Source organism: Brevundimonas sp. GW821-FHT12C05, assembly GCF_058807475.1.
This window is the reverse complement of record NZ_JBXAQS010000004.1, coordinates 42,359-68,143: the sequence shown is the minus strand read 5'-3', so window position 1 is coordinate 68,143 and position 25,785 is coordinate 42,359. Positions and strand designations below refer to the sequence as shown.

Sequence of the window (25,785 nt, the reverse complement as noted above, 5' to 3'; positions counted from 1 at the left end):
GTCGGGTCGGTAGGTCCCGTAGGGCCGACGGTCCGCGGCCCTACGAAAGACCGCTCATCCGCATTCGCGGATGAGCGCCTCCAGCCCGTCGCGCCAGCTCGGGTAGTTCGGCCGCCAGCCCAGTTCGGCCTTGGCCCTGGCGTTCGAGAGCCGCTTGGAGTCCAGGTAGAACCGCCGCATGGCGTCCGACACCGAGGGATCGTCCAGATCGACCTCGGGCGGCAGGGGCAGGCCCAGCCTGGCCGCCGCGCCCGCGATGACCACGTCGGCGGGCGAAGGCTCGTCGTCGCACAGGGTGTAGGCGGCGCCCGGGTGCGGGCGGGCCATGGAGGCGAACAGGCCGGCCACGGCGTCCTCGACATGCACCCGGTTGAAGACCTGCCCGGGCTTGCGGACGATCCGGGCGGTGCCGTCGCGCAACTTGTCCAGCGGCGAGCGGCCCGGGCCGTACAGGGCGGGCAGACGGAACAGCTGGACGGTCAGGCCCATGCCGCGCCCGGCGTCCAGCCAGTCGCGCTCGGCCCGAACGCGGCGGGCGCCCTCGAGACTGGCGGCGTTCAGTTCATCGTCCTCGAAGGCCCAGCCGCCCGCGCGGTCGCCGAACACGGCCGTCGAGGAGACATAGCCGATCCAGTCGGGCCAGGCGTCCGAGGCGGTGATGGCCGGAATCAGGGCCTTCAGTCCGGGACAGCCGTGGGCGTCGGGCGGGGCCGTGACGAGCAGGGCCGAAGCCTTCGCCACGGCGGCGGACAGCGCCGTCTCATCCGTTGAATCGACGGCGGCGACGCCTTCGGCCTCAAGCGCGGCGCGGGTGGCCGGATCGCGCGAGGTGGCGACGGCCCTGCCGCCCCGGCGGATGGCCTCAAGCGCCGCGGCGCGGCCCAGCCAGCCACCGCCGAAGACCAGCAGCGAAACGGGCGAAGCGGCGTCGGGCATCAGACCTCAGGCGGAACGGGCGTGGTTTTTGACGCCGACGGTCGCAACCGTGGCGGTTTCACTCTTCAGCGCTTCGGCGCGCCGGGTGTTCCAGCTCGACACGCAGGGCACCTTGGTCAGATCGGCCCGGTCGGCATAGTGGCGGGCGATGTCGGTGACCTCGTCCAGCAGACCCTGCCGCAGGGTGATCGGCTTCAGACCCAGATCGCGGAACTGGTCATTGGCCACGACCAGTTCGTTCTCGTCGGCTTCCTGACGCGGGTTGGGAACGTTGTGGACCTCGGCGCCGGTCATGCCGGCGATCATGGCCGCCAGATCGCGCACCCGGCGGCTCTCGGTCATCTGGTTCAGAATCTTGACCCGATCCCCGGCCCTGGGCGGGTTCTTCAGGGCCAGTTCGACGCAGCGCACCGTGTCCTGGATATGGATGAAGGCCCGTGTCTGGCCGCCGGTGCCGTGCACCGTCAGCGGATAGCCGACCGCCGCCTGCATCAGGAAGCGGTTCAGCACCGTGCCGTAGTCGCCGTCATAGTCGAAACGGTTGATCAGCCGCTCGTCCTTGCGGGTTTCCTCGGTCTGGGTCCCCCAGACGATGCCCTGGTGCAGGTCGGTGATCCGGACGCCGTCGTTCTTGGCGTAGAACTGGAACAGCAGGGCGTCCTGCGTCTTGGTCATATGGTAGATCGAGCCCGGGTTCGGCGGGAACAGGATCTCCTGCTCGGCCGGGCCGAAGTCGGTGTCCACGGTGACCTTCAGATAGCCCTCGGGGATGCGCAGGCCGGCGGTCGTGTAGCCATAGACCCCCATGGTGCCGAGATGGGCCAGGTGCACGTCCCGGCCGCTCTCGACGATGGCCGCCAGCAGGTGATTGGTGGCGTTGAGGTTGTTGTCGACCGTGTACAGCTTGTGCCGGGCCGACTTCATCGAATAGGGCGCGGCCCGCTGTTCGGCGAAATGCACGACCGAATCCGGCTGCCAATCGCGGATCAGGGCGACGAGGCGGTCGAACTCCTTGCCGACCGTCATGTTCTCGAATTCGATGGTCCTGCCCGAGACCTCCGTCCACGCGGCGATGCGCTCGCCCATGGTCCGGATGGGGGTCAGGGACTGGACCTCCAGCTCGTTGTCGATGTTGCGCCGGCTGAGATTGTCGACGACCAGCACGTCCCAGCCGCGGGCCGACAGATGCAGGGCCGTCGGCCACCCACAGAAGCCGTCCCCGCCCAGAACCAGTACGCGCATTTCCACCCTCGTGTTCTTCTTGCCGTCTTGCCTAGCCGAAGCGGGACGGCGGTCAAAGCGTCGCCTTACCGCAGCTTCAACGGCGGACGCGCGCCTTCCAGTCGGCGCGGCTCTGACCCCAGGCGTCGACCGGCAGATCGGCGAAGGGCGGCGGCATCCGGGTCGGACCCAGATTGCGCGAGCCGACCCGCTCGGCCAGCCGCTGGGAGGGGGTGTTGTCCGGGTCGATGCAGTGGATAACGTCGTCCCAGCCCAGCACGTCGAAGGCGTAGTCCAGCGTCGCCGTCGCCGCCTCGACGCCATAACCCTTGCCCTGGGCGTCCGGATGCAGGCCCCAGCCGACCTCATTGCCGGGCCAGCCGTGCGGCTTCCACGGCCCGATCCGGCCCAGCCACAGGCCGGTGTCGCGCTCGATGAGCGAGAACATGGACACGCCCGTCAGGCTCCACGCCCCGGCCATGCTCATGAAGCCGCGCCAGGCGGTCGAGGCCGGCTGGGGCCCGCCGAGGAATTTCGACGCCTCGGGATCGGCCATCATCTCGGCCCAGCGCGGGAAGTCCTCCAGGGCGAGGGGGCGCAGGGTCAGGCGTTCGGTCTGAAGCACCGGTCCAGTCAAAGCAGATACTCCCGTTCGAGTTGGTACTGACTGCCGTCGGGCGTCAGCACGCTGGAATAGAGACCGAACCGGTCGATGCGGATCGGCGGCGAATGCAGCAGGTTGTGGCCGGTGATCCAGGCGCCGATCCGGTCCGGATTGGTCTGGGGCTTCAGATAGGCCAGCGTCATGTGGGGCCGATACTCGCGCCGCTCGACCGTGATGCCCGCCCGCTCGGCCGCCGACCGGCACCGGCCCGCCAGCACGCCCAGCCGCTCGTTGGGGGCCAGGCCGGCCCAGAGCGTATGGCTGCGATGCGCGTCGCCGAAGGCGCCCACGCCCTTCAGCTCGATCTCGAACGCCCCGCCGGTCGCCGCGCGCTCCAGCTCGACCGCCAGATCGTCGGCGCGACGCTCATCGACCTCGCCGTAGAAGGCCAGGGTCACATGCAGCTGTTCGTCGGTGCGCCATTGGGCGCCGGGCAGGCCGGACTGCCGACGCTTCAGCGTCTCGGCCACGTCCCAGGGGACGGACAGGGCGGTGAACAGCCGGATCATGCGACTGTTGGTAGCGGGTCCGAACCCTGATCCCAAGTCCGGTTTTCCTTGCGGAAGGCGCGGGCGAGACCGATATTTGCTCCAAAGGCCGGGATCGCCCGGCTCTGAGGAGGATCGAAACCGCGATGAGCGATTTCAGAAACGGATATTCCATCCCGCAGACCGCCGACATGTCGGTGGACGCGGGCCTGCGCAGCTTCATGCTGGGCGTCTACAACAAGGTGGCGATCGGCCTGCTGGTCTCGGCCGTGCTGGCCTATGTGACCGGTTCGGTTCCGGCGGTCCGCGAGCTGCTGTTCTCGACGGCGGTCTTCCCGGACGGCGTGACCCGCCTGACCGGCTACACCCTGCTGGGCATGATCGTGGCCTTCTCGCCGCTGGTCATCCTGCTGGGCTCGAACTTCGTGATGAAGAACCCGACCTCGGGCGCCGCCAGCGCGCTGTACTGGGTGATCGTGGCCCTGATCGGCGCCTCGATGGGCACCGTGGTCCTGCTCTACACCGGCGCCTCGGTCGTGCAGACTTTCCTCATCACCTCCGCCGCCTTCGGCGCGCTGAGCCTGTTCGGCTACACGACCAAGAAGGACCTGACCGGCATTGGCAGCTTCCTGATCATGGGCGTGATCGGCCTGGTCATCGCCTCGATCGTCAACATGTTCCTGCAAAGCGGCATGATGCAGATGATCATCAGCGGCGCCGGCGTGCTGATCTTCGCGGGCCTGACGGCCTACGACACCCAGCGCCTGAAGATGACCTACTATGCGCTCGGCGGGGACCAGAACGCGATGGGCGTGGCCACCAGCTTCGGCGCGCTGAGCCTGTACATCAACTTCATCAACATGTTCCAATTCCTGCTGGCCCTCTTCGGCGGCCGGCGTTGATTGAAGAGCGCTAACGCTCGCGACGCGGTCGCTCGCTGCTTGAGCGCAGCGACCCGCCGTCACCCGCGATGGCGCAACCCGGCCTCAAGCAACGAGCCGCCGCGCGGCGAGTGTTAGGCCACAAAAGAAGGAGGGCTCCGGCGGTGACGCCGGAGCCCTTTTTCTATTCCACGACGGTGAACTTGCGGCTGTCGAACACACGCAGGACCTGGGGCAGCTCCCGGCCCCGGCGCAGGACCACCCCGCCCTCGCCGATCACCGCCCACTGCCCCTGTTTGAGGCGCAGCGCCGGGCGCTTCTCGATGCGATAGAGGGGCGCGTCGCCCGAGCGGCGAAAGACGGCGAACTCGGCCACGTCCTTGTGCCCGATCATGGCGTAGTCCCGCCATTCGCCGGCGGCGACCATACGACCGTAGACTCTCAGGATCTGGTCCAGCTCGCGCCGGTCGAAGAAGATCGGTCCGGCCTGCTGGGCGTCGGCGGCGTCGCTCATCCTCTTAATCTAGGCCGGCGGGCGCCGGGCGCCAGTCCCCCGCTTCCGGTCGAACGCCGTGTCCGGAACGCCGCAATGCGAAGAAATCGGACCGAACACGAAAACGCCTCCGTTCCGCCCATCGCCCGCCCCCTTGGGAGGCGACACCGGACCCATCGGCTCGTTGGAGTTCGGAGCGGTTCCGGATCCTGAACAGCCCCCCCAGCCCCCCTGGATCGTTCCATTCAAGGGCTCCGGCGGGCCGATGCTTCCTCCAAAGCGAGACGCCCGCTCCGCCACCTCCCCCCCTCCGGCCGAGCGGGCGTTTTGGCGTCTGGAGCAGGGTTCAGGCGTCGACAGGCCTCAGGGCAGGGTGACCCGCTCCGTCCCGCCGCCACGCTGGACCGACAGGCGGCGCTCGCCGGTCCCATCCAGCGCCCGCGCCAGACCCGACAGATCCGACACCGACCGGCCGTTGACCGACTGAATGACGTCGCCCGCCTGAAGGCCGGCGGCGGCGGCGGGCGAACCGCCCTCGACCGCGAAGACCTGCAGCCCGGTGGAGCCCTCGCGCACGCTGGCGCCGCGCGCCAGCACGACCTCGGCGCCGATGATGACCTGACGCTCGACCCGCGGCGTGACCGTCAGGGTGGCGCGGCCCTCGTGGCCGGCGCGCAGATAGACGACCTCGACCTGGGTTCCCGGCTCGGCGATGCCGATGGTGGCCTGAACGGTGCCGGCGTTGGAGACCGGACGGTTCTGGATGCGGGTGATGACGTCGCCGCGGCGCAGGCCCGCGGTCTCGGCCGACGAGCCAGGCGTCACATCCTCGACCACCGCGCCGCGCACGATGCCCAGGCCGAAGTCCCGCGAGCGGGCGGCGTTCAGCGAGCCGAGGATGGCGCCGGTCGTGCCGCGCTTGACCTCGCCCGTCGTGCGCAGCTGCTCCACGACATACATCATGATCCGGCTGGGCACGGCGAAGGCGATGCCGTCGTTGCCGCCGCCGCCGCCCGACAGGATGGAGGTGTTGATGCCGATCAGCCGTCCACGGCTGTCCAGCAGCGGTCCGCCGGAGTTGCCCGAGTTCACGGCCGCGTCGGTCTGGATGTAGTCCTCGATCCGGTCACCCATGCCCGAACGGCCCAGGCCCGAGATGACGCCCATGGTCAGGGTCTGGTCGAGTCCCAGCGGATAACCGACCGCGAAGGCCAGGTCGCCGGTGCGCAGGGTGTCGGAACTGGCCACCTCGATCTGCGACAGACCCGGAGCGATGATCTTCAGCACGGCGATGTCGGTGGCCTTGTCGGCGCCGATCAGGACGGCGTCGAAGATGCGGCCGTCGGTCAGATCGACGGTGTATTTCCGCCCGCCCTCGACCACGTGGTTGTTGGTGACGACGATGCCCTCGGCCGCGTCGAGCACGGCGCCCGAGCCGCTGGCCATCGGCTTGGGCTCATTGTCGCCCGAGCTGGGGCCTTCGGACTGGCCCAGGGTGGTCACCTGCACCACGGCGGGCAGGGCGCGCTCCAGGTCGGTGGCGAAGGTGAAGACTCCGCGCTCGGCGTCGTAGGGGAGCGACTGCGGTTGGGCCGTCTGGGCCATGGCGGGCGCGGCGATCAGCAGGGGCGCGGCAAGCGCGAGGGCCAGCACGGAGACACCGCCGGTCCGGAAGATGATGCGCCGCATGCTGTATCCCTTGTTCTAGATACTGACCCTAGACCACTTTTGCTTCAGGTCGAATCGACCTGAATCCAAAAAGTGGTCGAGCATTGAACTGGACCGAAATCTGAGCAGAGTTGGACCGCGTCCAACTCTGCCGATTTCGGTCTAGCGCGAGAAATGCGCCGTGACGACAGCCCCCGGCGCGGCGTCATCAATCGTCATGGACGCGCCGTGCCGCTTCAGGATGGCGCGCACGAAGGCCAGTCCCATGCCGTGGCTCTCGCGACCCTCGGCCGAGGCGGCGGCGACGTTCGCGGCGTCGCCCGCGCCGGCGCCCCGGAAGCCGGGCCCCTGGTCGGCGACCGAGAAGCGGGGCCGCCCCTCGCCCCCGGCGACGGTCAGGGTGACGATGCCGTCGTCCGGCGAATACTTGACCGCATTGTCCACCAGATTGGCCACGGCCCGCTGCAGCAGGCTGCGGACGCCCAGCACCTCGACCGGTTCGACCTCGACCCGGATCGACACGCCGCGCGGCTCGGCCAGCGGCTCGTAGAGTTCGACCGCCTGGCGGGCGAGGATGTCCAGTCGCACCGGCTCGAAGGACCAGGCTTCGCCGTCGCGCAGCGCCATGGCCTCGTTCATCGCGCGCGTCAGCTCGTTGAGGTCGGCGCGCGCCTCATTGACCAGGCGAAGGGTCTCGGGGGTCTCCGCCGTCTCGGCCAGCCGCTCCAGCCGGGCCGAGGCGCGGGCCAGCGGCGTGCGGAAATCGTGCGCCAGCTGGTCGGCGGAATCGCGCAGCCAGGCCAGCAGTTCCTCAAGCCGATCCAGGGTGCTGTTCACGTGGCCGGACAGCTCGGTCAACTCTGGTGCGACCTCGGTCTCGGGGGCTCGTTCGGAGAAGTCGCCGACCGCCGCGCGATCCAGCGCCTTGCTGACCTGGGCGACGGCGCTGGTCAGGCGACGTCGGGCGAAGGTCGCGGCGGTCAGGCCGATGGCCAGCAGCAGGACGCCCGCCCCGATCACCGCCGCCACCGCCCAGCCCCAGGCGTCGCCCGAGGCGTCCACGACCCGGCCCACGGCGATGTCCAGCGCCCCGACCGAGCGCTTGACCACCACCACCTCGACCGCGCGGGCGGGACACAGGACGCCGCGTCCCAGCCGCATCACATAGACGTCGTCGCCCAGCCGGGGCGTGCGCTCGCCGCGCAGGGTTTCCAGTTCCGACAGGCCCGCCGGCTTGCCGACCGGCGCGCGGATGAAGCGCACCCCCGCCCCGCCGCGACCCGTGCGGCAGGTTTCCTCCAGCGTCCGCGCCTCGCGCTCGCGGGCCGGGCCGTTCTGGAAGGCGGTCAACCAGTTGGACAGGTAGACGGCGTCAGCCGGCGTCAGTGTGTCGCCGGTCATGCCCTCGACCCCCAGCTTGGAAGCCATGGCGCCGTAGTCGTCGAGGGCGGCCAGGGCGGCCTTCTGGCGTTGATCCATGCGCACCGCGGCGCTGGTCACCGCCAGCGATCCAGTCAGGGCCAGGGCCGACAGCACGGCGATCCCCGCCGCCAGCTGGGTGGTCGTGCGCCGCCCCAGCCAGGCCTTGATGCGCCGGAACGGGCCGGTCACGGCGATCTCAGCCCGTCCAGGCGGACAGGTCGCGGAACACCAGGCTCTGGCTGCGCGCGGAGACGATCAGCGGATGCAGGTCGTCGCCCAGCTCGTGCGCCTGCTCCTTCAACCGGCGGCGCAGGGCGCTGATGCGGGCGTCGATGATGTTGACGAAATTGTCGGGCAGGAAGTTCCACTCCACCCAGCACCGGTCCCACAGCATGGTCTTGGTCACCGGCTGGCCGCGCGCGGTCATCAGCTCGCAGACGATGGCGAACTCCAGCGGCGACAGGTCGATGGTCCGCGACGTCGCCCCCAGTTCCAGCTTCACCGTGCGTGCGCCGAACGACAGACGGATGGGGCCGTTGACCAGATCAGAACTCGCCGGTTTGGCCCGGCGGGCGGTGCGGCGCAGCTGGGCGGCGATACGCGCCAGCAGCTCCTCGTCCCCCACCGGCTTGGCCACATAGTCGTCGGCGCCCTCCAGCAACCCTTCGACCTTCTGCCGTTCGCCGCCCAGCGCCGTCAGCATCAGGGCGGGCGCATCGGACGAGGGGCCGTTGGAGGCGCGCAGGCGCTTCAGCGTCTCCAGACCGTCCATGCCGGCGGTCAGCCGGTCCAGGATCAACACATCATAGGGTCGGGCCGCCGCCGCCTCGAGCGCGGTCTCGCCCCGGTCGACCCGGTCCACACGCTCGAAACCGGCGCGCAGCAGCCGTCCGGCGACGTGTTCTGACAGGTCAGGATCGTCCTCGAGCAACAGGGCGGCGCGGCCCGCGAAGACCTCGCGCAGCCGGGCGAAAGGATCCTCGCCCGCGATCACTGGTTCTCCGTCCATCAGCCGCCTCCCGTCGCCGAACGATAGGACGTTGAAGCCGAATGACAAAGCCCGGCGGTCCCGACCGCCACCGTGCACGCGCGCGAGCGGGCGCGGGGCTGATTCTTCCTGATCGAACGGCGATTGCGGGCCGGGCGCCCCATGCTACCGTCGCGACTTCACGAAAGGGGTCTCGCCATGCTCGCCGTCGCTCTCGCCCTCGCGCTCCAGGCCACCGCGCCCGCCGATCCGGCGTCGCCCGAAGCCGTCGCCGTCATGGCGCCTGTCAACGCCACGTTCGCCGCCCTGGCCGCCCGTGATGGAACGCTTCTGGCGCCTCACTTCGATTCCGAGGCGAAAATGATTGTCGCGATCGAGCGGCCGGACGGGACCCGCGTCATCCGTCGCCTGACAGGGCAGGAATTCGCCGCCGGCCTGCGACCGGGCGCGGAGCGCTTCGAAGAAGTCATGCCCGACCCGGTCATTGTCATCGATGGCGATGTCGCCTCGATCTTCGGCCGTTACCTCTTCAAGGTTGACGGGACGACGGTGCACTGCGGCGCCAACCATTTCGACATGATCCGCAAGGACGGCGCCTGGATCATCGCCGGCATCAGCTGGAGTCAGCGCACCACCGGTTGCGACGGGGCCTAGACCCGGCGGGGACTGCGCTCACCGCGCTCAGGCAGCGAGCCGCCGCGCGGCGAGCGATAGCGCCCTAGAAAGCGCTCTCGCCCGTGATGGCCCGGCCCAGGATCAGCGCGTGGACGTCGTGGGCGCCCTCGTAGGTGTTGACCGTCTCCAGGTTCATGGCGTGGCGCATGACGTGCATCTCGCCGGTGATGCCGGCGCCGCCGTGCATGTCGCGGGCCTCGCGGGCGATGGCCAGGGCCTTGCCGCAGTTGTTGCGCTTCATCATCGAGATGGCTTCCGGGACCCAGTCGCCGGCGTCCAGACGGCGGCCCAGGGCCAGCGCGCCCTCGAAACCGAGGAAGATCTCGGTCTGCATGTCGGCCAGCTTCTTCTGCACCAGCTGGCGGGCGGCCAGCGGGCGGCCGAACAGCATGCGCTCCGCCACATAGCCGCGGGTCAGGTGGAAACAGGCCTCGGCCGCGCCCATGGCGCCCCACGAGATGCCGTAGCGGGCCTTGTTCAGGCAGGAGAACGGTCCGCGCAGGCCCTTCACGCCCGGCAGCAGGTTCTCTTCCGGCACGAAGACGTCGTTCAGGCCGATGTCGCCCGTGACCGAGGCGCGCAGGCTCAGCTTGTCGCCGATCTTGTCGGTGGTGAAGCCGTCGAAGCCGCGCTCGACGATGAAGCCGCGGATCACGTCGTCCAGCTTGGCCCAGACGATGGCCAGGTCGCTGATCGGCGAATTGGTGATCCAGTATTTGGCGCCGTTCAGGCGGTAGCCGCCCTCAACCGCGACGGCCTTGGTCTTCATCGAGGCGGGGTCCGACCCGCCATCGGCCTCGGTGAGGCCGAAACAGCCGATCAACTCACCGGCGGCCATCCTTGGGAGGAAACGAAGTTTCTGCTCTTCCGAACCGAAGGCGTAGATCGGGTACATGGCCAGCGACGACTGGACCGACATGGCCGAGCGGTAGCCGCTGTCGACCGCCTCGATCTCGCGCGCGATCAGGCCGTAGGCCACGTGGCTGGCGCCCGCGCCGCCGTATTGTTCCGGCAGGGTGGCGCCGAGGAAGCCCATCTCGCCCATCTCGGTCATGATCGAGCGGTCGAAGGTCTCGTCCCGGAAGGCGGCGACCACGCGCGGCAGCAGCTTCTCGCGGGCGTAGGCGCGCGCCGCCTCCTGGATCATCCGCTCGTCGTCGGTCAGCCGTCCGTCCAGATCCAGCGGATCGTCCCAGCGGAAGGTCTTTTGATGAGCGCTGACGCCGTCGGCCATTCTGTTCTTCCTGTCGCGGTGCGGGGTTCAGGTGATCGTGAGCATCCGTGACGATCCACCCCCTGTTCTGGGCTGCGGTTTAGGCCAGAATGGCGGCGGCGGGTAGAGGGAGCGCCCGTCGCAGGCTATGCAGGGACATGACCCGAACGCTGAAACAACTGTTCGCCGATCACCCGCGAGAGGTGGGCGAGGGCTATTTTGAGCATATGGCGCATTCGGCCAGCTTCGGCTTCAAGCTGGCGCGGCTGTCGGCGACCGCCTTCGTGCACGCGATGGTGCCCGGCGTTCACAAGACGACCGTCTCGGACGAGATCAAATGCATGGCCCGCGACATGGGCGGCCGCGCCGAAGAGGCCCGCGAATGCCGCATGAAGGACGCGGGCGTCTGGGACGTGGGTTTGTAGGCTCGCCGGCCAACGGCTAAGCAGGGGCCATGACCCAAGGCCCCCTCTCCGGCGTTCGCGTTCTCGATCTCAGCCGCGTGCTGGCCGGTCCATGGGCGACCCAGACCCTGGCGGACCTCGGCGCCGAAGTGATCAAGATCGAGCGGCCCGGCGTCGGCGACGATACCCGCCAGTGGGGTCCGCCCTTCACCACGAAAACCGACGGATCCAAGGGCGACGCCGCCTATTTCCTGTGCGCCAACCGGGGCAAGAAGTCGGTCGAGCTGGATATCGCCAGCCCTGAAGGCGCCGCCGCCGTGCGCGAACTGGCCAGGACCTGCGACGTCGTGGTCGAGAATTTCAAGACCGGCGGCCTGCGCAAATACGGGCTCGATTGGGCCGGGCTGTCGGCGGTCAATCCCAGGCTGGTCTATTGCTCCATCACCGGCTTCGGCCAGGACGGGCCGGACGCCCACCGGGCCGGCTACGACTATATGATCCAGGCCATGGGCGGGCTGATGTCGATCACCGGCCAGCCGGACGGCGCGCCCGGCGCCGAGCCGATGAAGGTCGGGGTGGCGGTCGTGGACCTGTTCACGGGCCTGTACGCGTCGAACGCCATCCTGGCCGCCCTGCTGCATGCCCGCGCCAGCGGCGAGGGCCAGCATATCGACATCGCCCTGTTCGACGTCCAGGCGGCCATGCTGGCCAACCAGGCGGCCAACTACTTCGTCTCAGGCAAGGCGCCGACGCGGATGGGCAACGCCCACCCGAACCTGGCCCCGTACCAGCCCTTCCCGTGCAAGGACGGTATGGTGGTCATCGCGGTCGGCAATGACGGCCAGTTCCGCGCCCTGTGTCTGGCGCTGGGGGTCGAGGGCATGGGGACGCAGCCGCGCTTCGCGACCAACGCCGCTCGTATCGAACACCGCACGGACCTGACCGCCGAGCTGGCCGCCCTGACCGCGCCGCACAGCATGAAGGCCCTGATGGCCATGCTGGAAGCCGCGGGCGTGCCTTGCGGGCCGGTGAACACCATCGATCAGGTCTTCGACGAGCCGCAGGCGCGGCATCGCGGGCTGGAGATCGAACAGACCCGCGCCGATCTGGCCGGGCCGGTCCGCACCGTCGCCTCGCCGATCCGCATGTCCAGAACGCCCGTGGCCTATGACCGCGCCCCGCCCGCGCTCGGGGCCGACACGGATGACGTGCTGGGTGGGTTGAAGCTCTAACGCAGTTTCAGCGTCAGACCGCTGACCAGAAACAATAGGCCGACTCCGCCCATCATCCAGTTGACCCAGCTCTCGTGCCCGATGCCGAAACGCACCCAGAACGCGCTCGAGATCAGGACGGCGCCCCAGAAGATCAGAATCGGCGTCCGCATCTTCATCGCCGCTATCCCCTCGGCGGATTGAACAAGAACTCGCTGATCAGCCAGCCTCCGCCCACGATGACCAGCACCAGGGCGCATGACAACAGCACGCCTTGCCATGCGACCGGGCGAAGGCGACGCGGCAGACTGCTGCCCCAGAAGCCGCCTCCGGACAGCAGGGCGACGGCCAGCGCCGTGCCCGCCACACGGGTTCCCAGATCCCGCTGGTCCTCGGGGTCGCCCCCGTCATCCTGTGCGAACTCGCCGGATCGCGCCCGGGCCAGCAGGTCGCGCGCCGCTTCGAGATTGGACGCCGCGCCCAGGATCCGGATGCCCAGCGCCCGCTGCATCAGCGGATCGATGGTGGTCTGGTGCCGCTCGGTCACCGAGACCGGAATGCCGTGGGATTCAAGAAAGGCCGCCGCCAGGTCGGCTTCGTAGACGTCGCTGAAACGGGCGATCTCGACCAGGCTCATGGGACAAAGCTAAGCATGCGGGCGCTCATACGCCAGAGATCGACCGGTTAGCCGACAGAGCTGGACATGAACCACGCGATCAGGCTGGCGACGATGCGTCCCACGAGCACCAAGATCAGGGCTCCGGCGATGACGATCACCGGAAGCAGCTTCACCCATGGAGAGCCGGCGCGGGCGGCCCCGGAGCCATGAAACGCCTTCACGAAATCGGCGGCGAACTCCGCGCCCAAACCGGGCGCCTCTGTATCGAAGTCAGCCGAGTTCCCCCGCTCCAGACGCCGCAGAATGGCGTGCGCCCGCGCGGCGTCCTGCCGCGCTACAAGTACGGTTCCGAGCAGACCGCCCTTGCCGCTCTGATCCAGAAACTCGGAGTCGAATCCCTTGGCGGCGAGAAGATCAGCGGCCAGAAGGGCCACGGCGGGGTCCGAATATCGTGCGATCGGAACCCGCTCCACGGCCTGCCCCTTACAGGTCCAGCAGCGCCCGCGCCGGGTCTTCCAGCAGGTCCTTGACGCGAACCAGGAAGGTCACGGCCTCCTTGCCGTCGACGATGCGGTGGTCGTAGCTGAGGGCCACGTACATCATCGGCCGGATCTTCACCTCGCCGTTGATGGCCATCGGGCGCTGCACGATGTTGTGCATGCCCAGGATGCCCGACTGCGGCGCGTTCAGGATCGGCGTCGACATCAGCGAGCCGTAGGTGCCGCCGTTGGTGATGGTGAAGGTGCCGCCCTGCAGCTGGTCCAGGGTCAGATGGCCGTCGCGGGCCGCCTTGCCCAGTTCGCCGATGCCCTTCTCGATGCCGGCCAGCGTCAGCGCATCCGCGTCCCGCAGGACCGGCACGACCAGGCCCTTGTCGGTGCCGACCGCGACGCCGATGTCGTAGTGGTTCTTGTAGATGATGTCCGTGCCGTCGATCTCGGCGTTGACCGACGGGATCTCCTTCAGAGCCGCGACGACGGCCTTGGTGAAGAAGGACATGAAGCCCAGCTTCACGCCGTGGCGCTTCTCGAACACATCCTTGTACTGGGCCCGCAGCGCCATGATGTTGGTCATGTCCACCTCGTTGAAGGTGGTCAGCTGGGCGGCGGTGTTCTGCGATTCCTTCAGGCGGCGGGCGATGGTCTGACGCAGGCGCGTCATCTTCACCCGCTCCTCGCGCGGCTGGTCGGCGCGCGGCGCGGCCGGAGCAGCGGCGGGAGCCGGAGCGGCGGCGGCCGGAGCCGGAGCGGCGGCCCCGATGGCGGCCAGGGCGTCGCCCTTGGTGATGTTGCCCTTCGGACCGGTGGCCTCGATGGCCTTCGGATCGAGGTTGTTCTCGGTCACCACGCGCTGGACGGCGGGCGACAGGTGCGGGGCGTCAGCCGGGACCTGGGCCGAGCCGCTGTTGGCCGGGGCCACGGCGGCCGGAGCGGCGGCGGCGGGGACGTCACCCGAGGCGGCGATCGAGCCGATCTGCTGGCCCGGCGTGACGGTGGCGCCCGAGTCGGCGAGGATGGTCAGCACGCCGGCAGCCGGGGCCGACACCTCGACGGCGACCTTGTCGGTCTCGATCTCGACCAGCAGTTCGTCCTTGGCGACCGTGTCGCCGGACTTCTTCAGCCAGGTTCCCATCGAGCCTTCGGCGACGCTTTCGCCCATGGTCGGGGTGGAGATCGGCACGACGCCGCCCGAGGCGGCGGGAGCCGGAGCGGCGGGCGCCTCAGCGGCCGGGGCGGCTTCGGCCTTGGGCGCTTCAGCGGCCGGGGCGGCCGGAGCGGCGCTCGCGCCCTCCGACACCACGCCCAGCACGGCGTTCGGGGTGACCGTGTCGCCCTCGGCGAACTTGATCTCGGCCAGCACGCCGTCGGACGGCGAGACGACTTCCAGCGAGACCTTGTCGGTCTCCAGCTCGACCAGGACTTCGTCCTTCTTCACCGGATCTCCGGCCTTCTTCGTCCACTTGCCGATGGTGGCTTCGGTGACGGATTCGCCGAGGGCGGGGGTGAGGATATCGGCCATGGTCGGGTCCAGGTCTCGTTCAGATCAGATGTGCGGCTACGCTATCAGGCGAAGGCGTCGGTCAGGAAGGCGTCGAGTTCTTTCAAGTGCCGGCTCATCAGGCCCGCAGCGGTCGAGGCCGAGGCCGGACGACCGACGTAGCGGGCCCGCTTGGCCTTCACGTCCAGTTTTTCGAGCGTCAGTTCGATCCACGGATCGACAAAAGTCCAGCCGCCCATGTTCTTGGGCTCTTCCTGGCACCAGACCAGCTCGGCGTTCGGGAAGCGGGCCAGTTCGGTCAGCAGCGACTTCATCGGCCACGGATAGAACTGCTCCAGACGCATCAGATAGACATCGTCCACCTGGTCGCGCTCGCGGCGGTCCAGCAGGTCGTAATAGACCTTGCCCGAACACAGGACGACGCGGCGGATGTCCTTGTCGGCCTTGATCTTGATCCCCGCCACGTCCGGACGCGTCTGGGCGTCGTCGTGCAGCACGCGGTGGAAGGAGCTGCCCTCGGCCATGTCGGCCAGGGTCGAGACCGCCTTCTTGTGACGCAGCAGCGACTTGGGCGTCATCATGATCAGCGGCTTGCGGAACGGCCGGTGCATCTGGCGACGCAGGATGTGGAAATAGTTGGCCGGAGTGGTGCAGTTGGCGACCTGCATGTTGTCTTCGGCGCAGGCCTGCAGGAAGCGCTCCAGACGGGCCGACGAGTGCTCGGGGCCCTGCCCTTCGTAGCCGTGCGGCAGCAGCATGGTCAGGCCGCACATGCGCAGCCATTTGCGTTCACCCGACGAGATGAACTGGTCGATCACCACCTGGGCGCCGTTCACGAAGTCGCCGAACTGGGCTTCCCACATGACGAGGGTGTTCGGGTCAGACAGGGCGTAGCCGTACTCGAAGCCCAGCACCGCCTCTTCCGACAGGGCCGAGTCGATGACCTCGAAATGGGACTGCTTGTCCGACAGGTTGTTCAGCGGGACGTAGCGCTTCTCGGTCGTCTGATCGACGATGCCCGAGTGGCGCTGCGAGAAGGTGCCGCGCACCGAGTCCTGACCCGACAGGCGGACCGGGAAGCCCTCTTCCAGCAGCGACCCGAAGGCCAGGCTCTCGGCCGTGGCCCAGTCGATGTTCTGGCCGGAGGTGATCATCTCGCGGCGGCCGTCGATGACGCGCTTCAGCGTCTTGTGGATGTCGACGGCGTTCGGGATGGTCGTCAGGCGGTGGCCGATGTCGGACAGCTTGGCCATCGGCACGGCGGTTTCGCCGCGGCGTTCATCGCCCTCGGCCAGGCCGATGCCGGTCCACTGGCCGTCCAGCCAGTCGGCCTTCTTGGCCTCGAAGGCCTTGCCGGCGTCGAACTCGGCGTCGAGGAAGGCCTCGAAGCGCGCGACCTCGGTGTCGATCTCGGCCTGGGTGACCACGCCTTCCTTGACCAGACGCGCGGCATAGATCTCGCGCGTCGAAGGCAGGGCGCGGATTTTCGAATACATCAGCGGCTGGGTGAAGGTGGGGTCGTCGCCTTCGTTGTGGCCGAAGCGGCGGTAGCAGAACATGTCCACCACCGCGTCCTTGTGGAATTTCTGGCGGTATTCGGTGGCCACCTTGGAGGCGAACACGACCGCTTCCGGGTCATCCCCGTTCACGTGGAAGATGGGCGCCTGGACCATCAGCGCCACATCCGACGGATAGGGCGACGAGCGCGAGTTGCGCGGGCTGGTGGTGAAGCCGATCTGGTTGTTGATGACGAAATGCAGGGTGCCGCCGGTGCGGTAGCCCTTCAGTCCCATCAGGGCGAAGCATTCCGCGACCACGCCCTGGCCGGCGAAGGCGGCGTCGCCGTGGATCAACAGCGGCACGACCTTGGAGCGGTCCAGCGCCCACTCCTCCTCGGGCTTGCCGACATTGGCCTCGCGGATGTCGAAGGCCTGTTTGGCGCGCGCCTTGCCCAGGACGACCGGGTTGACGATCTCCAGGTGCGAGGGGTTGGCGGTCAGCGACAGGTGGACGGTGTTGCCGTCGAACTCGCGGTCCGACGAAGCGCCCATGTGATATTTGACGTCGCCCGAACCCTCGATGTCCGAAGGCACGGTCGAGCCGCCCTGGAACTCGTGGAAGATGGCGCGGTAGGGCTTGCCCATCACGGCGGCGAGCGTGTTCAGGCGGCCGCGGTGGGCCATGCCCAGCACGATCTCGTCGACGCCCAGCGACCCGCCGCGCTTGATGACCTGCTCCAGCGCCGGGACCATGGCCTCGCCGCCGTCCAGACCGAAGCGCTTGGTGCCCGGGAACCGCTTGTGCAGGAAGCGCTCGAAACCCTCGGCCTCGATCAGCTTGTTCAGGATCGCCAGCTTGCCTTCCTTGGAGAAGGCGTTCTGCTCGAACTTGTCCGGCCCCTCGAAGCGCTGCTGGAGCCAGGATTTCTCCTCCGGCTCGGCGATGTGCATGAACTGGATGCCGATGTTCCCGCAGTAGGTGCGGCGCAGGATGGCCAGCACCTCGCGGATGCTGCCGGTCTGCAGACCCAGCACGCCGTCCAGGAAGATCGGACGATCCAGGTCGGCGGCGGTGAAGCCGTAGAATTCGGGGGTCAGCTCGGGATTGTTCACCGGCTGCTCGATGCCCAGCGGATCCAGCGTCGCCTGCAGGTGGCCGCGCACGCGGTAGCTGCGGATCAGCATCAGGGCGCGGATCGAATCGTGGGCGGCGGCGCGGATTTCGTCCGCCGAGGCGGCGGGCGCGACGGCAGCCGGAGCCGCGGCCGCGACGGGCGCGCCGGGCTTCTTCGGATCGGGCTTGGGCGCCGGCCAGCGGCCGTCGAACACGGCCTCGGCCTCGGTCGGTTCGCTGGTGACCGGACGGCCCCAGCCGCCCGCGGCGCCCGCGGCCTTCACCTGCTCGGCGTTGTCGCGCAGCTGGTCGAAGAAGGCGCGCCATTCGGCCGACACGGAGGCGGGATTGTCGGCCCACTTCTCATGAAGATCCTCGATAAACGAGGCATTGGAGCCATACAGGAAGCTGGTCTCGGCAAAGACCTGGTTCAGCCGACCGGCATCGTCCGCCATCGTTCTCGTCAGTCCCTTGAAGCGCGCGCGCACGTCTGCGCGGAGGCGACGGCGCTCATATAGGCGCTGTTTCCTTATGGGTCATGACCGAATAGCGGCGCTGGGGTCGAATTTCGCTGAAATCGGGTGAAATTCGCCCACGTCATGCCCCACAAGCGGGACATCGGCCCGCGTCCGCCACGCCGGCTCGGTCCGTGGAACCTCGATACGAAATCCACCGAACCGGACCGGCATGGACTGACGTCTAATGCATTATTCGAAGATGGTGCCGCCGTCGGTGCACGTGCCGATGCGCACGCGCACCTCGTACTGGGTCACCTGGCCGTCGGGGTACTGCGTCACACCCGCCCAGCCGTTGTAGCAGACGCCCTGCCACGAGCCGACCTGCTCGGTGAGGGTGGCGTCGCTGTAGTACAGATAGCTGTACAGCGGCTCGGAAAGGGCGACCGCGGGACCGGCCGCGGCGCCGACGAAGACGGCGGCCGACGCGGCGACGGCCGACAGAAGCTTGAGACGAATCGTCATGGAAACCTCCGAACTCACCCTCCGGATGAGGGCGTCGGAAGTTCGCCCGTCGCGCGAGCGGGAGTCAACCGGTGCGAGCATCCGGCGCATGCCGGATGCTCGCCGGAAGGATCAGCCCTTCAGGACTTCGACCAGGGTCGTGCCCAGGCGCGCCGGCGACGGCGACACGCGGATGCCCGCGGCCTCCATGGCGGCGATCTTGGATTCCGCGTCGCCCTTGCCGCCCGAGACGATGGCGCCGGCGTGGCCCATGGTGCGGCCCTTGGGCGCGGTGCGGCCCGCGATGAAGCCGGCCATCGGCTTCTTGCGGCCCTTCTTGGCCTCGTCGATCAGGAACTGGGCGGCTTCTTCTTCCGCGCCGCCGCCGATCTCGCCGATCATGATGATCGAGGTGGTCTCGGGGTCGGCCAGGAACAGTTCCAGCACGTCGATGAACTCGGTGCCCTTGACCGGGTCGCCGCCGATGCCGACGGCGGTCGTCTGGCCCAGGCCTTCGTTCGAGGTCTGGAACACCGCCTCATAGGTCAGGGTGCCAGAACGCGACACGATGCCGACGTTGCCCTTCTTGAAGATCGAGCCCGGCATGATGCCGATCTTGCACTCTTCCGGGGTCAGGATGCCCGGGCAGTTCGGGCCCAGCAGGCGCGACTTCGACTTTTCGAGACGGGCCTTCACGCGCACCATGTCCAGCACCGGAATGCCCTCGGTGATGCAGGTGATGAACGGGATCTCGGCGTCGATGGCCTCGATGATGGCGTCCGCGGCGCCCGCGGGCGGCACATAGATGACCGAGGCGTCGGCGCCCGTGGCGTCCTTGGCTTCAGCGACCGTGGCGAAGATCGGCAGGGTCTCGCCCTCCGACCCGTGCCACAGCTCGCCGCCCTTCTTGGGGTGGATGCCGCCGACCATCTTGGTCCCGTAGTAGCGAAGCGCCTGCTCGGTGTGGAAGGTGCCGGTCTTGCCGGTCAGGCCCTGGACGAGGACCTTGGTGTCTTTGTTGACGAGGATGGACATCTGAAGGCTCTCTCTGGACGGTCAAATCGTTTGGGTGTTTGGAATGATCAGGTTGAAGCAGCGAAGGACGAAGGTCTGGAAGTCGCTGACGACGTAGATCCGTTTGAACAGCTCGGCCTCGGCGCCCACGCGGCGCGCCCGGTCATAGAGCGTCGATTGCAGGCGTCGCTTGCGGCCCATCTCCCAGGTGTCCTGAACCGCCAGCCGCCGGTCCCATTTGCCGCGCCATTGCTCCAGGCTGATGGCGTCGTAATGGGCCAGAAGCAGCGACTTGGCCACGGCGGCCGACAAGGGCGCGCCGCCGCGCTTGGATTCGTGGATGCAGACCTCGACATCGGAAAGGCCGGCCCGGACCGCGTGCTTGCCCATGTCGTGCCCGAGCAAACCCTGGGTGAAGAAGCCGCCGCATCCCGGATAGACCAGATAAGGCAGGATCGAGCTGAAGGGCCGTCCATAGGATCGTCTGAAAAAGGCCGCCCCATACTCCTGGGACAGGTCGTGCCGATCACTGTAGACCGCCTCGACGGTGCGGAAGATGACGGATTCCCGATCCGGGGCCGTCGAAGCCAGCAGGTCGCCGATCGACCCTTCGCCCAGGATGAACTCGTCCACATCGACCACCAGAAGCCAGTCGGAAGCCGTCTGGCGGTAGGCGAGGTCGTAGACGGCCCTCTGCCGTTCCTCGACGCTTTCGGGGCGTGAAACGCCCAGATCGCGCCAGAAACCCTCATCGCAGGCGATGACCTCGGCGCCGTCAAAGTCCCCCGCCAGCGCCGTTTCCCCGTCGAAGAAGACGCGGATGCGATCCGCGCCTCTACGGCGGTAGTGGGCGATGAAGGTGGTGATGTGCCGCTCCGGCGCCAGCGCCATCGCGACCACTTCGAACTTGGCCAAGGCCTCTCTCCAACCGGTCCCCGTGGCTCAGGGGCGGTAAGCGAATGAACTCAGCCGACCGCCGCGACGATCTTCTGGGCGGCGTCGTCCAGGTCGTCGGCCGCGGTGATGGCCAGGCCCGATTCATTGAGGATTTTCTTGCCCTCGTTGACGTTGGTGCCTTCCAGGCGAACGACCAGCGGCACCTTCAGGCCCACTTCCTTCACCGCCGCGACAACGCCCTCGGCGATGACGTCGCAGCGCATGATGCCGCCGAAGATGTTGACCAGGATGCCCTTCACGTTCGGGTCGGCCGTGATGATCTTGAAGGCCGCGGTGACCTTCTCCTTCGAGGCGCCGCCGCCGACGTCCAGGAAGTTGGCCGGCTCCTTGCCGTACAGCTTGATGATGTCCATCGTCGCCATGGCCAGACCGGCGCCGTTGACCATGCAGCCGATGTCGCCGTCCAGGGCGACGTAGGCGAGGTCATACTTGGACGCCTCGATCTCCTTGGCGTCTTCCTCGGTCTCGTCGCGCAGCGCCTTGATGTCCTCGTGGCGGAACAGGGCGTTGCCGTCGAAGCTGACCTTGGCGTCCAGCACCCGCAGGTGGCCGTCGGTCATGACGATCAGCGGGTTGACCTCCAGCATGGCCATGTCGGTCTCGACGAAGGCCTTGTAGAGGATCGGGAACAGCGACTTGCCGTCCTCAGCAGCGGCGCCGGTCAGGCCGTAGGCGGCGTTGATCTTGGTCACATCGGCGTCGATGACGCCGGTGTTCGGATCGATGACCAGGGTGACGATCTTTTCCGGCGTGTCGTGGGCGACGGCCTCGATGTCCATGCCGCCCTCGGTCGAGACGACGAAGGCGATGCGGCCGTGGTCGCGATCGACCAGGATCGACAGATACAGCTCGCGATCGATGTCGGCGCCGTCCTCGATGTAGAGGCGGTTGACCTGCTTGCCCGCGTCGCCCGTCTGGGCGGTCACCAGGGTGTTGCCGAGCATTTCCTTGGCGTTGGCCACGACCTCTTCGATCGAGCGGGCCAGGCGGACGCCGCCCTTGGCGTCGGGGCCCAGTTCCTTGAACTTGCCCTTGCCGCGCCCACCGGCGTGGATCTGGCTCTTCACGACATAGAGCGGACCCGGCAACTGCCGCGCCGCGGCCTCGGCCTCATCGGCGCTGGTGATGGCGACGCCGGCCGCGACCGGTGCGCCGAAGCCCTTCAGGACCTGTTTGGCCTGATACTCGTGAATGTTCATGGGGAGGACCGCTGCCTGGAAAACGTGGGGCGCTTATAGGGCCCCCGCGTTCGCAGGTGCAACCGTCACGCCGCGTCAGCCGTCAAACGGGCCAGAAACCGGGCGGAGTCCTAGTCCACCCAGTCCTTCTTCAGGGTCCGGGACGCGCCGATCAGCAGGAAGGCCGCCAGGATGTAGAAGCCCATGCCGGTGTAGATCGCCCAGCGCAGGCTCTCGTCGCCGAACTGCGGGCGCAGCAGGTCGCTCATCCAGCCGAAGTAGAAGAAGCCGACGGCCAGGCCGAGCAGGTTGTTGATCAGCAGGAACAGGGCCGAGGCGGTCGACCGCATCGGGGCCGGGGCCAGATGCTGGACCGCCGCCGTGATCGGACCCAGCCAGGCCAGATTCAGGCCGGTCGGGATCAGGAAGATGAAGAAGGCCAGGGTCAGCTGCTGGACCTGGGTGCCGCCGTTGGGAATGAACTGGCTGATCAGCCACGGCGAATTCATGGCCAGCACGAAACAGGGCGCGGAGATCAGGAAGGCGATCGCGGGAACCAGCGGATAGGCGCCCTTGCCGCGCTTGCCCAGCTTGTCGGCGATCATGCCGCCGCCCCAGATGCCCAGCAGGCCGCCGATGAGGGCGACGCCGGAGTAGTACCAGCTGGTCTGGCCCAGGGTCAGGCCGAAGCTGCGCATCATGAACAGCGGCAGCCAGCCGGCGACGCCGTAGCCGCAGACCGAGGACGAGGCCGCGCCCAGCGCCAGCAGCCAGAAGCTGCGCTTGCGGATCAGGACCGAGGCGGTCGAGCGGGCGACGTACAGCGAGGCGCCGATGGCGATCGCCAGCAGGCCGCCGAAGGCGAACAGCAGGGTCGAGGCTCCGCCGGTGAAGTGCGAGATCGCGGCCGCGACCAGGGCGGCCACGCCGAGGGCCAGCATGATCTGCGCGGCGCGCATCCCGGCGCGAGCGGAGCCCGGCGCGGCGGGCGTGGCGTCAGCCAGCGGATCCACGGCCTTGGCGACGTCGGTGGCGCCGCGCTTCGGATTGCGCACGGTCAGCAACAGCACCGGCGCCACGATCAGGCCCAGCAGGCCCACGGCGATGAAGGCGGTCTGCCAGCCATAGGCCACGGCCACCAGGCCGCCGATCAGGGTGCCGGCCGCGGTGCCCAGCGGAATGCCGAAGGCGAAGGCCGCCAGCGCGCGGGCGCGCTGGTGCGGCGGGAAGTAGTCGGCGATCAGGGAATAGGCCGGGGCCACGCCGCCCGCCTCGCCCACGCCCACGCCCATGCGGAACAGGAACAGCTGGGTGAAGGAGCCGGCGACGCCGCACAGGGCGGTGAAGCCTGACCACACCGCCAGGGCGCCGGTCATGATCCAGACGCGGCTGAACCGGTCGGCCAGCCAGGCCAGCGGAATGGCCAGGGTCGAATAGACCGAGGCGAAGGCGATGCCGCCCAGCAGGCCGAACTGGGTGTCCGACATCGCGAAATGCGCCTTCAGCGGCGCGGCCAGGATGCCGATGATCTGCCGGTCCAGGAAGTTCAGCATGTAGACGAGGATCAGGACCGCCAGCACATAGTAGCGGTAGCCCCCCTTGGCCGGCGGCTGGGCGGCCGGCTGCTCTGGGACCGGGGCGTCGGTGGCGGTCATGGCGTTTCCCTCGACTTGTATTTTTCTTTGAACGAACCGTAGCGGCGCCGTTGGCGGGCGCCAGAAGAAAAGGGCGGCGGCTCCTCAGAACCGCCGCCCCCTTGATCAGAACCGATCAGACTTCAGGAGATCAGAACTTCACGCCCAGCCGGGCCGTGACGGTCCGCGGCGCGCCGTAGAAGGCGATGATCGAGTCGCCGGTCAGGGCGCCCGGGAAGGTGTAGCCGCCCGTCTTGTAGCGTTCGTCCGACAGGTTCTTGCCGTGCAGGCCGACGGTCCAGCGATCGCTGGCCGAGGTCCAGACCACGCTGGCGTCGTACATCCAGTAGGCTTCCTGATCGAGCAGGGGCGCCGGGGTCTCGAACTGCTGGTACTCGCCGCGATAGGCGACCGACGGGGTGAAGGCCAGTTCGCTGCCGTCGCTGAACCAGTGGGTGTAGGTCGCGCTGACCGAACCCGTCCATTCCGGCGTGTTCTGGAAGTCCCGCTGGTTCGACACGTTGACGAAGCAGCCCACCAGGGTCGGACAGGTCGCATTCAGCGGACCGGTCGGGATGTAGGCGAGGAACTCGTCGAACTGGGCGTCGATGTAGCTCAGCATGCCGTTGATCACGAGGTTCTCGCTGGCGCGCAGCGAGCCCTCGAATTCCCAACCCCGGATCGAGGACGAGCCGACATTGTCGACCACCGACGCCACGGTGGCGCCCGCCGGATACTGGGTCGTGATCTGCTGGTCCTCATAGGAGGAGTCGAAGATCGCGGTGGCGAAGCTGAAGCGGTCGAACAGGCGACCCTTCAGGCCGATTTCGATGGTCTCGACCGTCTCCGGATCGTAGCCCTTGACGGTGTTCGGATACAGGACGGCGTCGCCGCGCATGTCGAAGCCGCCCGACTTGAACCCGCGGCCCCACGACGCATAGGTCGTCAGGTCCGGAGAGATTTCGTACGAGACGCTGACGCGGGGAGTGAACTCTTCGAAATCGCGCGTGTCGGTGTAGTTGGTCCGCGGCGCGCCGAGCGGCGTGGCGGAGGCGTTGCCGAAGAACGGGCTGCGGATGCCGAGGTATTGCTGGCGGAAGACCGTGCCGGTCTTCTCATCGTGGGTGAAACGCCCCCCCGCCGAGATCGACAGCTGGTCGGTCAATTTATAGGTCAGGTCCCCGAACACGGACCAGCTCTTGGTGTCGACGCTGCCCGAGGTGAGGGTGGTCAGATTGGCCAGGCCCACGACGGTGTCGAACGCCCCCGACGCCGTGGCGTCCAGGAAGAAGACGCCGGCGACGCCGGACCAGCGGTCGGCTTCGAACAGCGCCTGGAATTCCTGGCTGAACTGCTCGTCGTCGTACTGCGCCGGGATATCCAGGATCGGTGCGGCGAGGTTGTCGAAATCGATGTTGCCGCGCGTCGAGCCGTCACGGTAGGCGGTGATCGACTTCAGCGTCAGCCAGTCGTTGACGGTCCATTCGCCGGTCAGCGAGATGCCTCGCGTCTCGACCTCGTTCTTGTCTCCCGCTCCGGCGAAGGTGTCGTACTCATCGGCCGGGATCGGCGCGAATTCGCGGTGGCCGTGACGGGCGTTGGAGCTGTCCTTCACGTAGTCGGCCGAAAGGCGGAAGAAGAGCGAGTCGCTGGGCGTCCATTCGATGCTGGCGCGGCCGGCGGTCACGTCCTTGTTGTAGTGTTCGGTGCCGGTGTTGAGGTTCTCGCCGAAGCCGTCGCGCAGGTAGCGGGCGAACCCGAACGAAATGCCGACGTTGTCGCTGACCGGGCCCGAAACGCTGGCGATCGCGTCGAACTGGTTATAGCTGCCGTAGGCGCCCTGCAGCGAGATGTTCTGCTCGTCGCCGATGCGGCGCGTCACGTATTTGATGGCGCCGCCGATGGTGTTGCGACCGTACAGAGTGCCTTGCGGACCGCGCAGGACCTCGATGCGCTCAACGTCGAAGATGTCCAGCACGGCCGCCTGCGGACGGGCCACGTAAACGTCGTCGATGTACAGGCCCACACCCGGGTCGAAGCCCCAGAGCGGATCCTGCTGGCCGACGCCGCGGATGAAGGAGATCAACGTCGAATTGGAGCCCCGCGCCGAGTTCAGCGTCAGGCTGGGGGTCGAGCGCGCCAGTTCGGTGATGTCGGCCGAACCCTTGTTCGCAAGGGCCTCGGAGGTGAAGGCGGTGACGGCGATCGGCACGTCCTGCAGGCTCTCGGCGCGGCGGCGGGCCGTAATCACGACGTCGCCGATCTCCGTCACGTCCTGCGCATCGGCGGCCGGCGCGGCCGAGGCGGCGTCCTGCGCCATGGCCATGGTGGAGAGCGCGCTCCAGGCGGCCCCCGCGAGCAAGGCGGTTTTCACGAGTCTGTTCATTTGCAGCCCCAATCCCTGATGTTTCCGGTACGGACGCTTTTATTCAGCGTTCAATGATTTTCCGGGAAGGTAACCGTTTTCCCTCCTCTGTCAAACCGTGGCGCTTCCACGACGGAAGGGTGGCGGAAACCTGTGGCGCCGTTGCACTGCCGGGGTCCCACGG

24 protein-coding genes are annotated in these 25,785 nt (G+C 68.0%); 4 read left to right on the top strand and 20 right to left on the bottom strand.

Annotated features, from left to right (window positions below; all coding sequences use genetic code 11):
* Window positions 1–54: 54 nt before the first annotated feature.
* The 4 genes from AC1RRF_RS13950 to thpR form a co-directional block, all read right to left on the bottom strand.
* Window positions 55–936 carry a Rossmann-fold NAD(P)-binding domain-containing protein gene (locus AC1RRF_RS13950; RefSeq protein ID WP_492835535.1) on the bottom strand — a complete coding sequence of 294 codons (882 nt, stop codon included), beginning with the start codon at window positions 934–936 and terminating at the stop codon, window positions 55–57.
* A gap of 6 nt (window positions 937–942) precedes the next feature.
* Window positions 943–2,178: an NAD-dependent epimerase/dehydratase family protein gene (locus AC1RRF_RS13945; RefSeq protein ID WP_492835533.1), complete on the bottom strand. Its 1,236-nt coding sequence runs from the start codon at window positions 2,176–2,178 to the stop codon at window positions 943–945.
* A gap of 76 nt (window positions 2,179–2,254) precedes the next feature.
* On the bottom strand, window positions 2,255–2,782 hold the full coding sequence (locus AC1RRF_RS13940; protein ID WP_492835531.1) for a GNAT family N-acetyltransferase: 528 nt from the start codon (window positions 2,780–2,782) through the stop codon (window positions 2,255–2,257).
* 8 nt (window positions 2,783–2,790) lie between these two features.
* On the bottom strand, window positions 2,791–3,330 hold the full coding sequence (thpR, locus tag AC1RRF_RS13935) for an RNA 2',3'-cyclic phosphodiesterase (RefSeq protein WP_492835529.1): 540 nt from the start codon (window positions 3,328–3,330) through the stop codon (window positions 2,791–2,793).
* A gap of 125 nt (window positions 3,331–3,455) precedes the next feature.
* Between thpR and AC1RRF_RS13930 the strand changes: the two genes are divergently transcribed.
* Window positions 3,456–4,211 carry a Bax inhibitor-1/YccA family protein gene (locus tag AC1RRF_RS13930; RefSeq protein WP_492835527.1) on the top strand — a complete coding sequence of 252 codons (756 nt, stop codon included), beginning with the start codon at window positions 3,456–3,458 and terminating at the stop codon, window positions 4,209–4,211.
* Between the two features lie 163 nt (window positions 4,212–4,374).
* Here AC1RRF_RS13930 and AC1RRF_RS13925 read toward each other — a convergent pair whose 3' ends face one another.
* The 4 genes from AC1RRF_RS13925 to AC1RRF_RS13910 form a co-directional block, all read right to left on the bottom strand.
* Complete coding sequence (locus tag AC1RRF_RS13925) at window positions 4,375–4,704, bottom strand: DUF2794 domain-containing protein (RefSeq protein ID WP_492835525.1); 330 nt, start codon at window positions 4,702–4,704, stop codon at window positions 4,375–4,377.
* A gap of 342 nt (window positions 4,705–5,046) precedes the next feature.
* The gene (locus AC1RRF_RS13920; protein ID WP_492835523.1) at window positions 5,047–6,372 is read right to left on the bottom strand and encodes a trypsin-like peptidase domain-containing protein; all 1,326 of its coding nucleotides are present in this window, start codon (window positions 6,370–6,372) and stop codon (window positions 5,047–5,049) included.
* Window positions 6,373–6,513: 141 nt separating this feature from the next.
* Complete coding sequence (locus AC1RRF_RS13915) at window positions 6,514–7,962, bottom strand: HAMP domain-containing sensor histidine kinase (RefSeq protein ID WP_492835522.1); 1,449 nt, start codon at window positions 7,960–7,962, stop codon at window positions 6,514–6,516.
* Window positions 7,963–7,969: 7 nt separating this feature from the next.
* The gene (locus AC1RRF_RS13910) at window positions 7,970–8,782 is read right to left on the bottom strand and encodes a response regulator transcription factor (RefSeq protein WP_492835520.1); all 813 of its coding nucleotides are present in this window, start codon (window positions 8,780–8,782) and stop codon (window positions 7,970–7,972) included.
* A gap of 177 nt (window positions 8,783–8,959) precedes the next feature.
* Between AC1RRF_RS13910 and AC1RRF_RS13905 the strand changes: the two genes are divergently transcribed.
* Window positions 8,960–9,415, top strand: a complete 456-nt coding sequence (locus AC1RRF_RS13905) for a nuclear transport factor 2 family protein (RefSeq protein ID WP_492835518.1) — start codon at window positions 8,960–8,962, stop codon at window positions 9,413–9,415.
* A 64-nt stretch (window positions 9,416–9,479) separates the two neighbouring features.
* On the opposite strand, the gene AC1RRF_RS13900 is transcribed toward AC1RRF_RS13905, so the two are convergent.
* Window positions 9,480–10,670, bottom strand: a complete 1,191-nt coding sequence (locus AC1RRF_RS13900; protein WP_492835516.1) for an acyl-CoA dehydrogenase — start codon at window positions 10,668–10,670, stop codon at window positions 9,480–9,482.
* A 137-nt stretch (window positions 10,671–10,807) separates the two neighbouring features.
* On the opposite strand from AC1RRF_RS13900, the gene AC1RRF_RS13895 reads away from it, so the two are divergent.
* Together AC1RRF_RS13895 and AC1RRF_RS13890 are read left to right on the top strand one after the other, a co-directional pair.
* Complete coding sequence (locus tag AC1RRF_RS13895; RefSeq protein ID WP_291834588.1) at window positions 10,808–11,074, top strand: DUF6356 family protein; 267 nt, start codon at window positions 10,808–10,810, stop codon at window positions 11,072–11,074.
* Between the two features lie 29 nt (window positions 11,075–11,103).
* Window positions 11,104–12,285 carry a CaiB/BaiF CoA transferase family protein gene (locus tag AC1RRF_RS13890; RefSeq protein WP_492835514.1) on the top strand — a complete coding sequence of 394 codons (1,182 nt, stop codon included), beginning with the start codon at window positions 11,104–11,106 and terminating at the stop codon, window positions 12,283–12,285.
* On the opposite strand, the gene AC1RRF_RS13885 is transcribed toward AC1RRF_RS13890, so the two are convergent.
* The 11 genes from AC1RRF_RS13885 to AC1RRF_RS13835 all read right to left on the bottom strand — a co-directional run bounded on the left by AC1RRF_RS13885 (window position 12,282) and on the right by AC1RRF_RS13835 (window position 25,622).
* Window positions 12,282–12,437, bottom strand: coding sequence for a hypothetical protein (locus AC1RRF_RS13885; protein WP_492835512.1), 156 nt, complete (start codon window positions 12,435–12,437; stop codon window positions 12,282–12,284). The genes AC1RRF_RS13890 and AC1RRF_RS13885 overlap by 4 nt on opposite strands.
* 11 nt (window positions 12,438–12,448) lie before the next feature.
* Window positions 12,449–12,901 carry a putative signal transducing protein gene (locus tag AC1RRF_RS13880; protein WP_492835510.1) on the bottom strand — a complete coding sequence of 151 codons (453 nt, stop codon included), beginning with the start codon at window positions 12,899–12,901 and terminating at the stop codon, window positions 12,449–12,451.
* A gap of 47 nt (window positions 12,902–12,948) precedes the next feature.
* On the bottom strand, window positions 12,949–13,317 hold the full coding sequence (locus tag AC1RRF_RS13875; RefSeq protein WP_492835508.1) for a hypothetical protein: 369 nt from the start codon (window positions 13,315–13,317) through the stop codon (window positions 12,949–12,951).
* Window positions 13,318–13,366: 49 nt separating this feature from the next.
* The gene (gene odhB, locus AC1RRF_RS13870; protein WP_492835506.1) at window positions 13,367–14,902 is read right to left on the bottom strand and encodes a 2-oxoglutarate dehydrogenase complex dihydrolipoyllysine-residue succinyltransferase; all 1,536 of its coding nucleotides are present in this window, start codon (window positions 14,900–14,902) and stop codon (window positions 13,367–13,369) included.
* Window positions 14,903–14,946: 44 nt separating this feature from the next.
* On the bottom strand, window positions 14,947–17,949 hold the full coding sequence (locus AC1RRF_RS13865; RefSeq protein WP_492835504.1) for a 2-oxoglutarate dehydrogenase E1 component: 3,003 nt from the start codon (window positions 17,947–17,949) through the stop codon (window positions 14,947–14,949).
* A gap of 252 nt (window positions 17,950–18,201) precedes the next feature.
* The gene (locus AC1RRF_RS13860; RefSeq protein WP_492835502.1) at window positions 18,202–18,474 is read right to left on the bottom strand and encodes a hypothetical protein; all 273 of its coding nucleotides are present in this window, start codon (window positions 18,472–18,474) and stop codon (window positions 18,202–18,204) included.
* Between the two features lie 111 nt (window positions 18,475–18,585).
* Window positions 18,586–19,488 (bottom strand): succinate--CoA ligase subunit alpha, encoded by a 903-nt coding sequence (sucD, locus tag AC1RRF_RS13855; RefSeq protein WP_492835500.1) that lies wholly within the window; start codon window positions 19,486–19,488, stop codon window positions 18,586–18,588.
* A 21-nt stretch (window positions 19,489–19,509) separates the two neighbouring features.
* Window positions 19,510–20,382, bottom strand: a complete 873-nt coding sequence (locus AC1RRF_RS13850) for a glycosyltransferase family protein (protein WP_492835498.1) — start codon at window positions 20,380–20,382, stop codon at window positions 19,510–19,512.
* 50 nt (window positions 20,383–20,432) lie between these two features.
* Window positions 20,433–21,623 (bottom strand): ADP-forming succinate--CoA ligase subunit beta, encoded by a 1,191-nt coding sequence (gene sucC, locus AC1RRF_RS13845; RefSeq protein ID WP_492835496.1) that lies wholly within the window; start codon window positions 21,621–21,623, stop codon window positions 20,433–20,435.
* A gap of 110 nt (window positions 21,624–21,733) precedes the next feature.
* A complete protein-coding gene (locus tag AC1RRF_RS13840) occupies window positions 21,734–23,257 on the bottom strand; it encodes a spinster family MFS transporter (protein ID WP_492835494.1) in 1,524 nt (507 codons plus the stop codon).
* Between the two features lie 130 nt (window positions 23,258–23,387).
* Window positions 23,388–25,622 carry a TonB-dependent receptor gene (locus AC1RRF_RS13835; protein WP_492835492.1) on the bottom strand — a complete coding sequence of 745 codons (2,235 nt, stop codon included), beginning with the start codon at window positions 25,620–25,622 and terminating at the stop codon, window positions 23,388–23,390.
* Window positions 25,623–25,785 lie beyond the last annotated feature (163 nt).

What these genes read in the sequence shown, in the direction of transcription:
- AC1RRF_RS13950 (WP_492835535.1), bottom strand. Translation starts at nt 936, where the DNA reads ATGCCCGACGCCGCTTCGCCCGTTTCGCTGCTGGTCTTCGGCGGTGGC.
- AC1RRF_RS13945 (WP_492835533.1), bottom strand. Translation starts at nt 2,178, where the DNA reads ATGCGCGTACTGGTTCTGGGCGGGGACGGCTTCTGTGGGTGGCCGACG.
- thpR (WP_492835529.1), bottom strand. Translation starts at nt 3,330, where the DNA reads ATGATCCGGCTGTTCACCGCCCTGTCCGTCCCCTGGGACGTGGCCGAG.
- AC1RRF_RS13930 (WP_492835527.1), top strand. Translation starts at nt 3,456, where the DNA reads ATGAGCGATTTCAGAAACGGATATTCCATCCCGCAGACCGCCGACATG.
- AC1RRF_RS13925 (WP_492835525.1), bottom strand. Translation starts at nt 4,704, where the DNA reads ATGAGCGACGCCGCCGACGCCCAGCAGGCCGGACCGATCTTCTTCGAC.
- AC1RRF_RS13920 (WP_492835523.1), bottom strand. Translation starts at nt 6,372, where the DNA reads ATGCGGCGCATCATCTTCCGGACCGGCGGTGTCTCCGTGCTGGCCCTC.
- AC1RRF_RS13910 (WP_492835520.1), bottom strand. Translation starts at nt 8,782, where the DNA reads ATGGACGGAGAACCAGTGATCGCGGGCGAGGATCCTTTCGCCCGGCTG.
- AC1RRF_RS13905 (WP_492835518.1), top strand. Translation starts at nt 8,960, where the DNA reads ATGCTCGCCGTCGCTCTCGCCCTCGCGCTCCAGGCCACCGCGCCCGCC.
- AC1RRF_RS13900 (WP_492835516.1), bottom strand. Translation starts at nt 10,670, where the DNA reads ATGGCCGACGGCGTCAGCGCTCATCAAAAGACCTTCCGCTGGGACGAT.
- AC1RRF_RS13895 (WP_291834588.1), top strand. Translation starts at nt 10,808, where the DNA reads ATGACCCGAACGCTGAAACAACTGTTCGCCGATCACCCGCGAGAGGTG.
- AC1RRF_RS13890 (WP_492835514.1), top strand. Translation starts at nt 11,104, where the DNA reads ATGACCCAAGGCCCCCTCTCCGGCGTTCGCGTTCTCGATCTCAGCCGC.
- AC1RRF_RS13885 (WP_492835512.1), bottom strand. Translation starts at nt 12,437, where the DNA reads ATGCGGACGCCGATTCTGATCTTCTGGGGCGCCGTCCTGATCTCGAGC.
- AC1RRF_RS13880 (WP_492835510.1), bottom strand. Translation starts at nt 12,901, where the DNA reads ATGAGCCTGGTCGAGATCGCCCGTTTCAGCGACGTCTACGAAGCCGAC.
- odhB (WP_492835506.1), bottom strand. Translation starts at nt 14,902, where the DNA reads ATGGCCGATATCCTCACCCCCGCCCTCGGCGAATCCGTCACCGAAGCC.
- AC1RRF_RS13865 (WP_492835504.1), bottom strand. Translation starts at nt 17,949, where the DNA reads ATGGCGGACGATGCCGGTCGGCTGAACCAGGTCTTTGCCGAGACCAGC.
- AC1RRF_RS13860 (WP_492835502.1), bottom strand. Translation starts at nt 18,474, where the DNA reads ATGACGATTCGTCTCAAGCTTCTGTCGGCCGTCGCCGCGTCGGCCGCC.
- sucD (WP_492835500.1), bottom strand. Translation starts at nt 19,488, where the DNA reads ATGTCCATCCTCGTCAACAAAGACACCAAGGTCCTCGTCCAGGGCCTG.
- sucC (WP_492835496.1), bottom strand. Translation starts at nt 21,623, where the DNA reads ATGAACATTCACGAGTATCAGGCCAAACAGGTCCTGAAGGGCTTCGGC.
- AC1RRF_RS13840 (WP_492835494.1), bottom strand. Translation starts at nt 23,257, where the DNA reads ATGACCGCCACCGACGCCCCGGTCCCAGAGCAGCCGGCCGCCCAGCCG.
- AC1RRF_RS13835 (WP_492835492.1), bottom strand. Translation starts at nt 25,622, where the DNA reads ATGAACAGACTCGTGAAAACCGCCTTGCTCGCGGGGGCCGCCTGGAGC.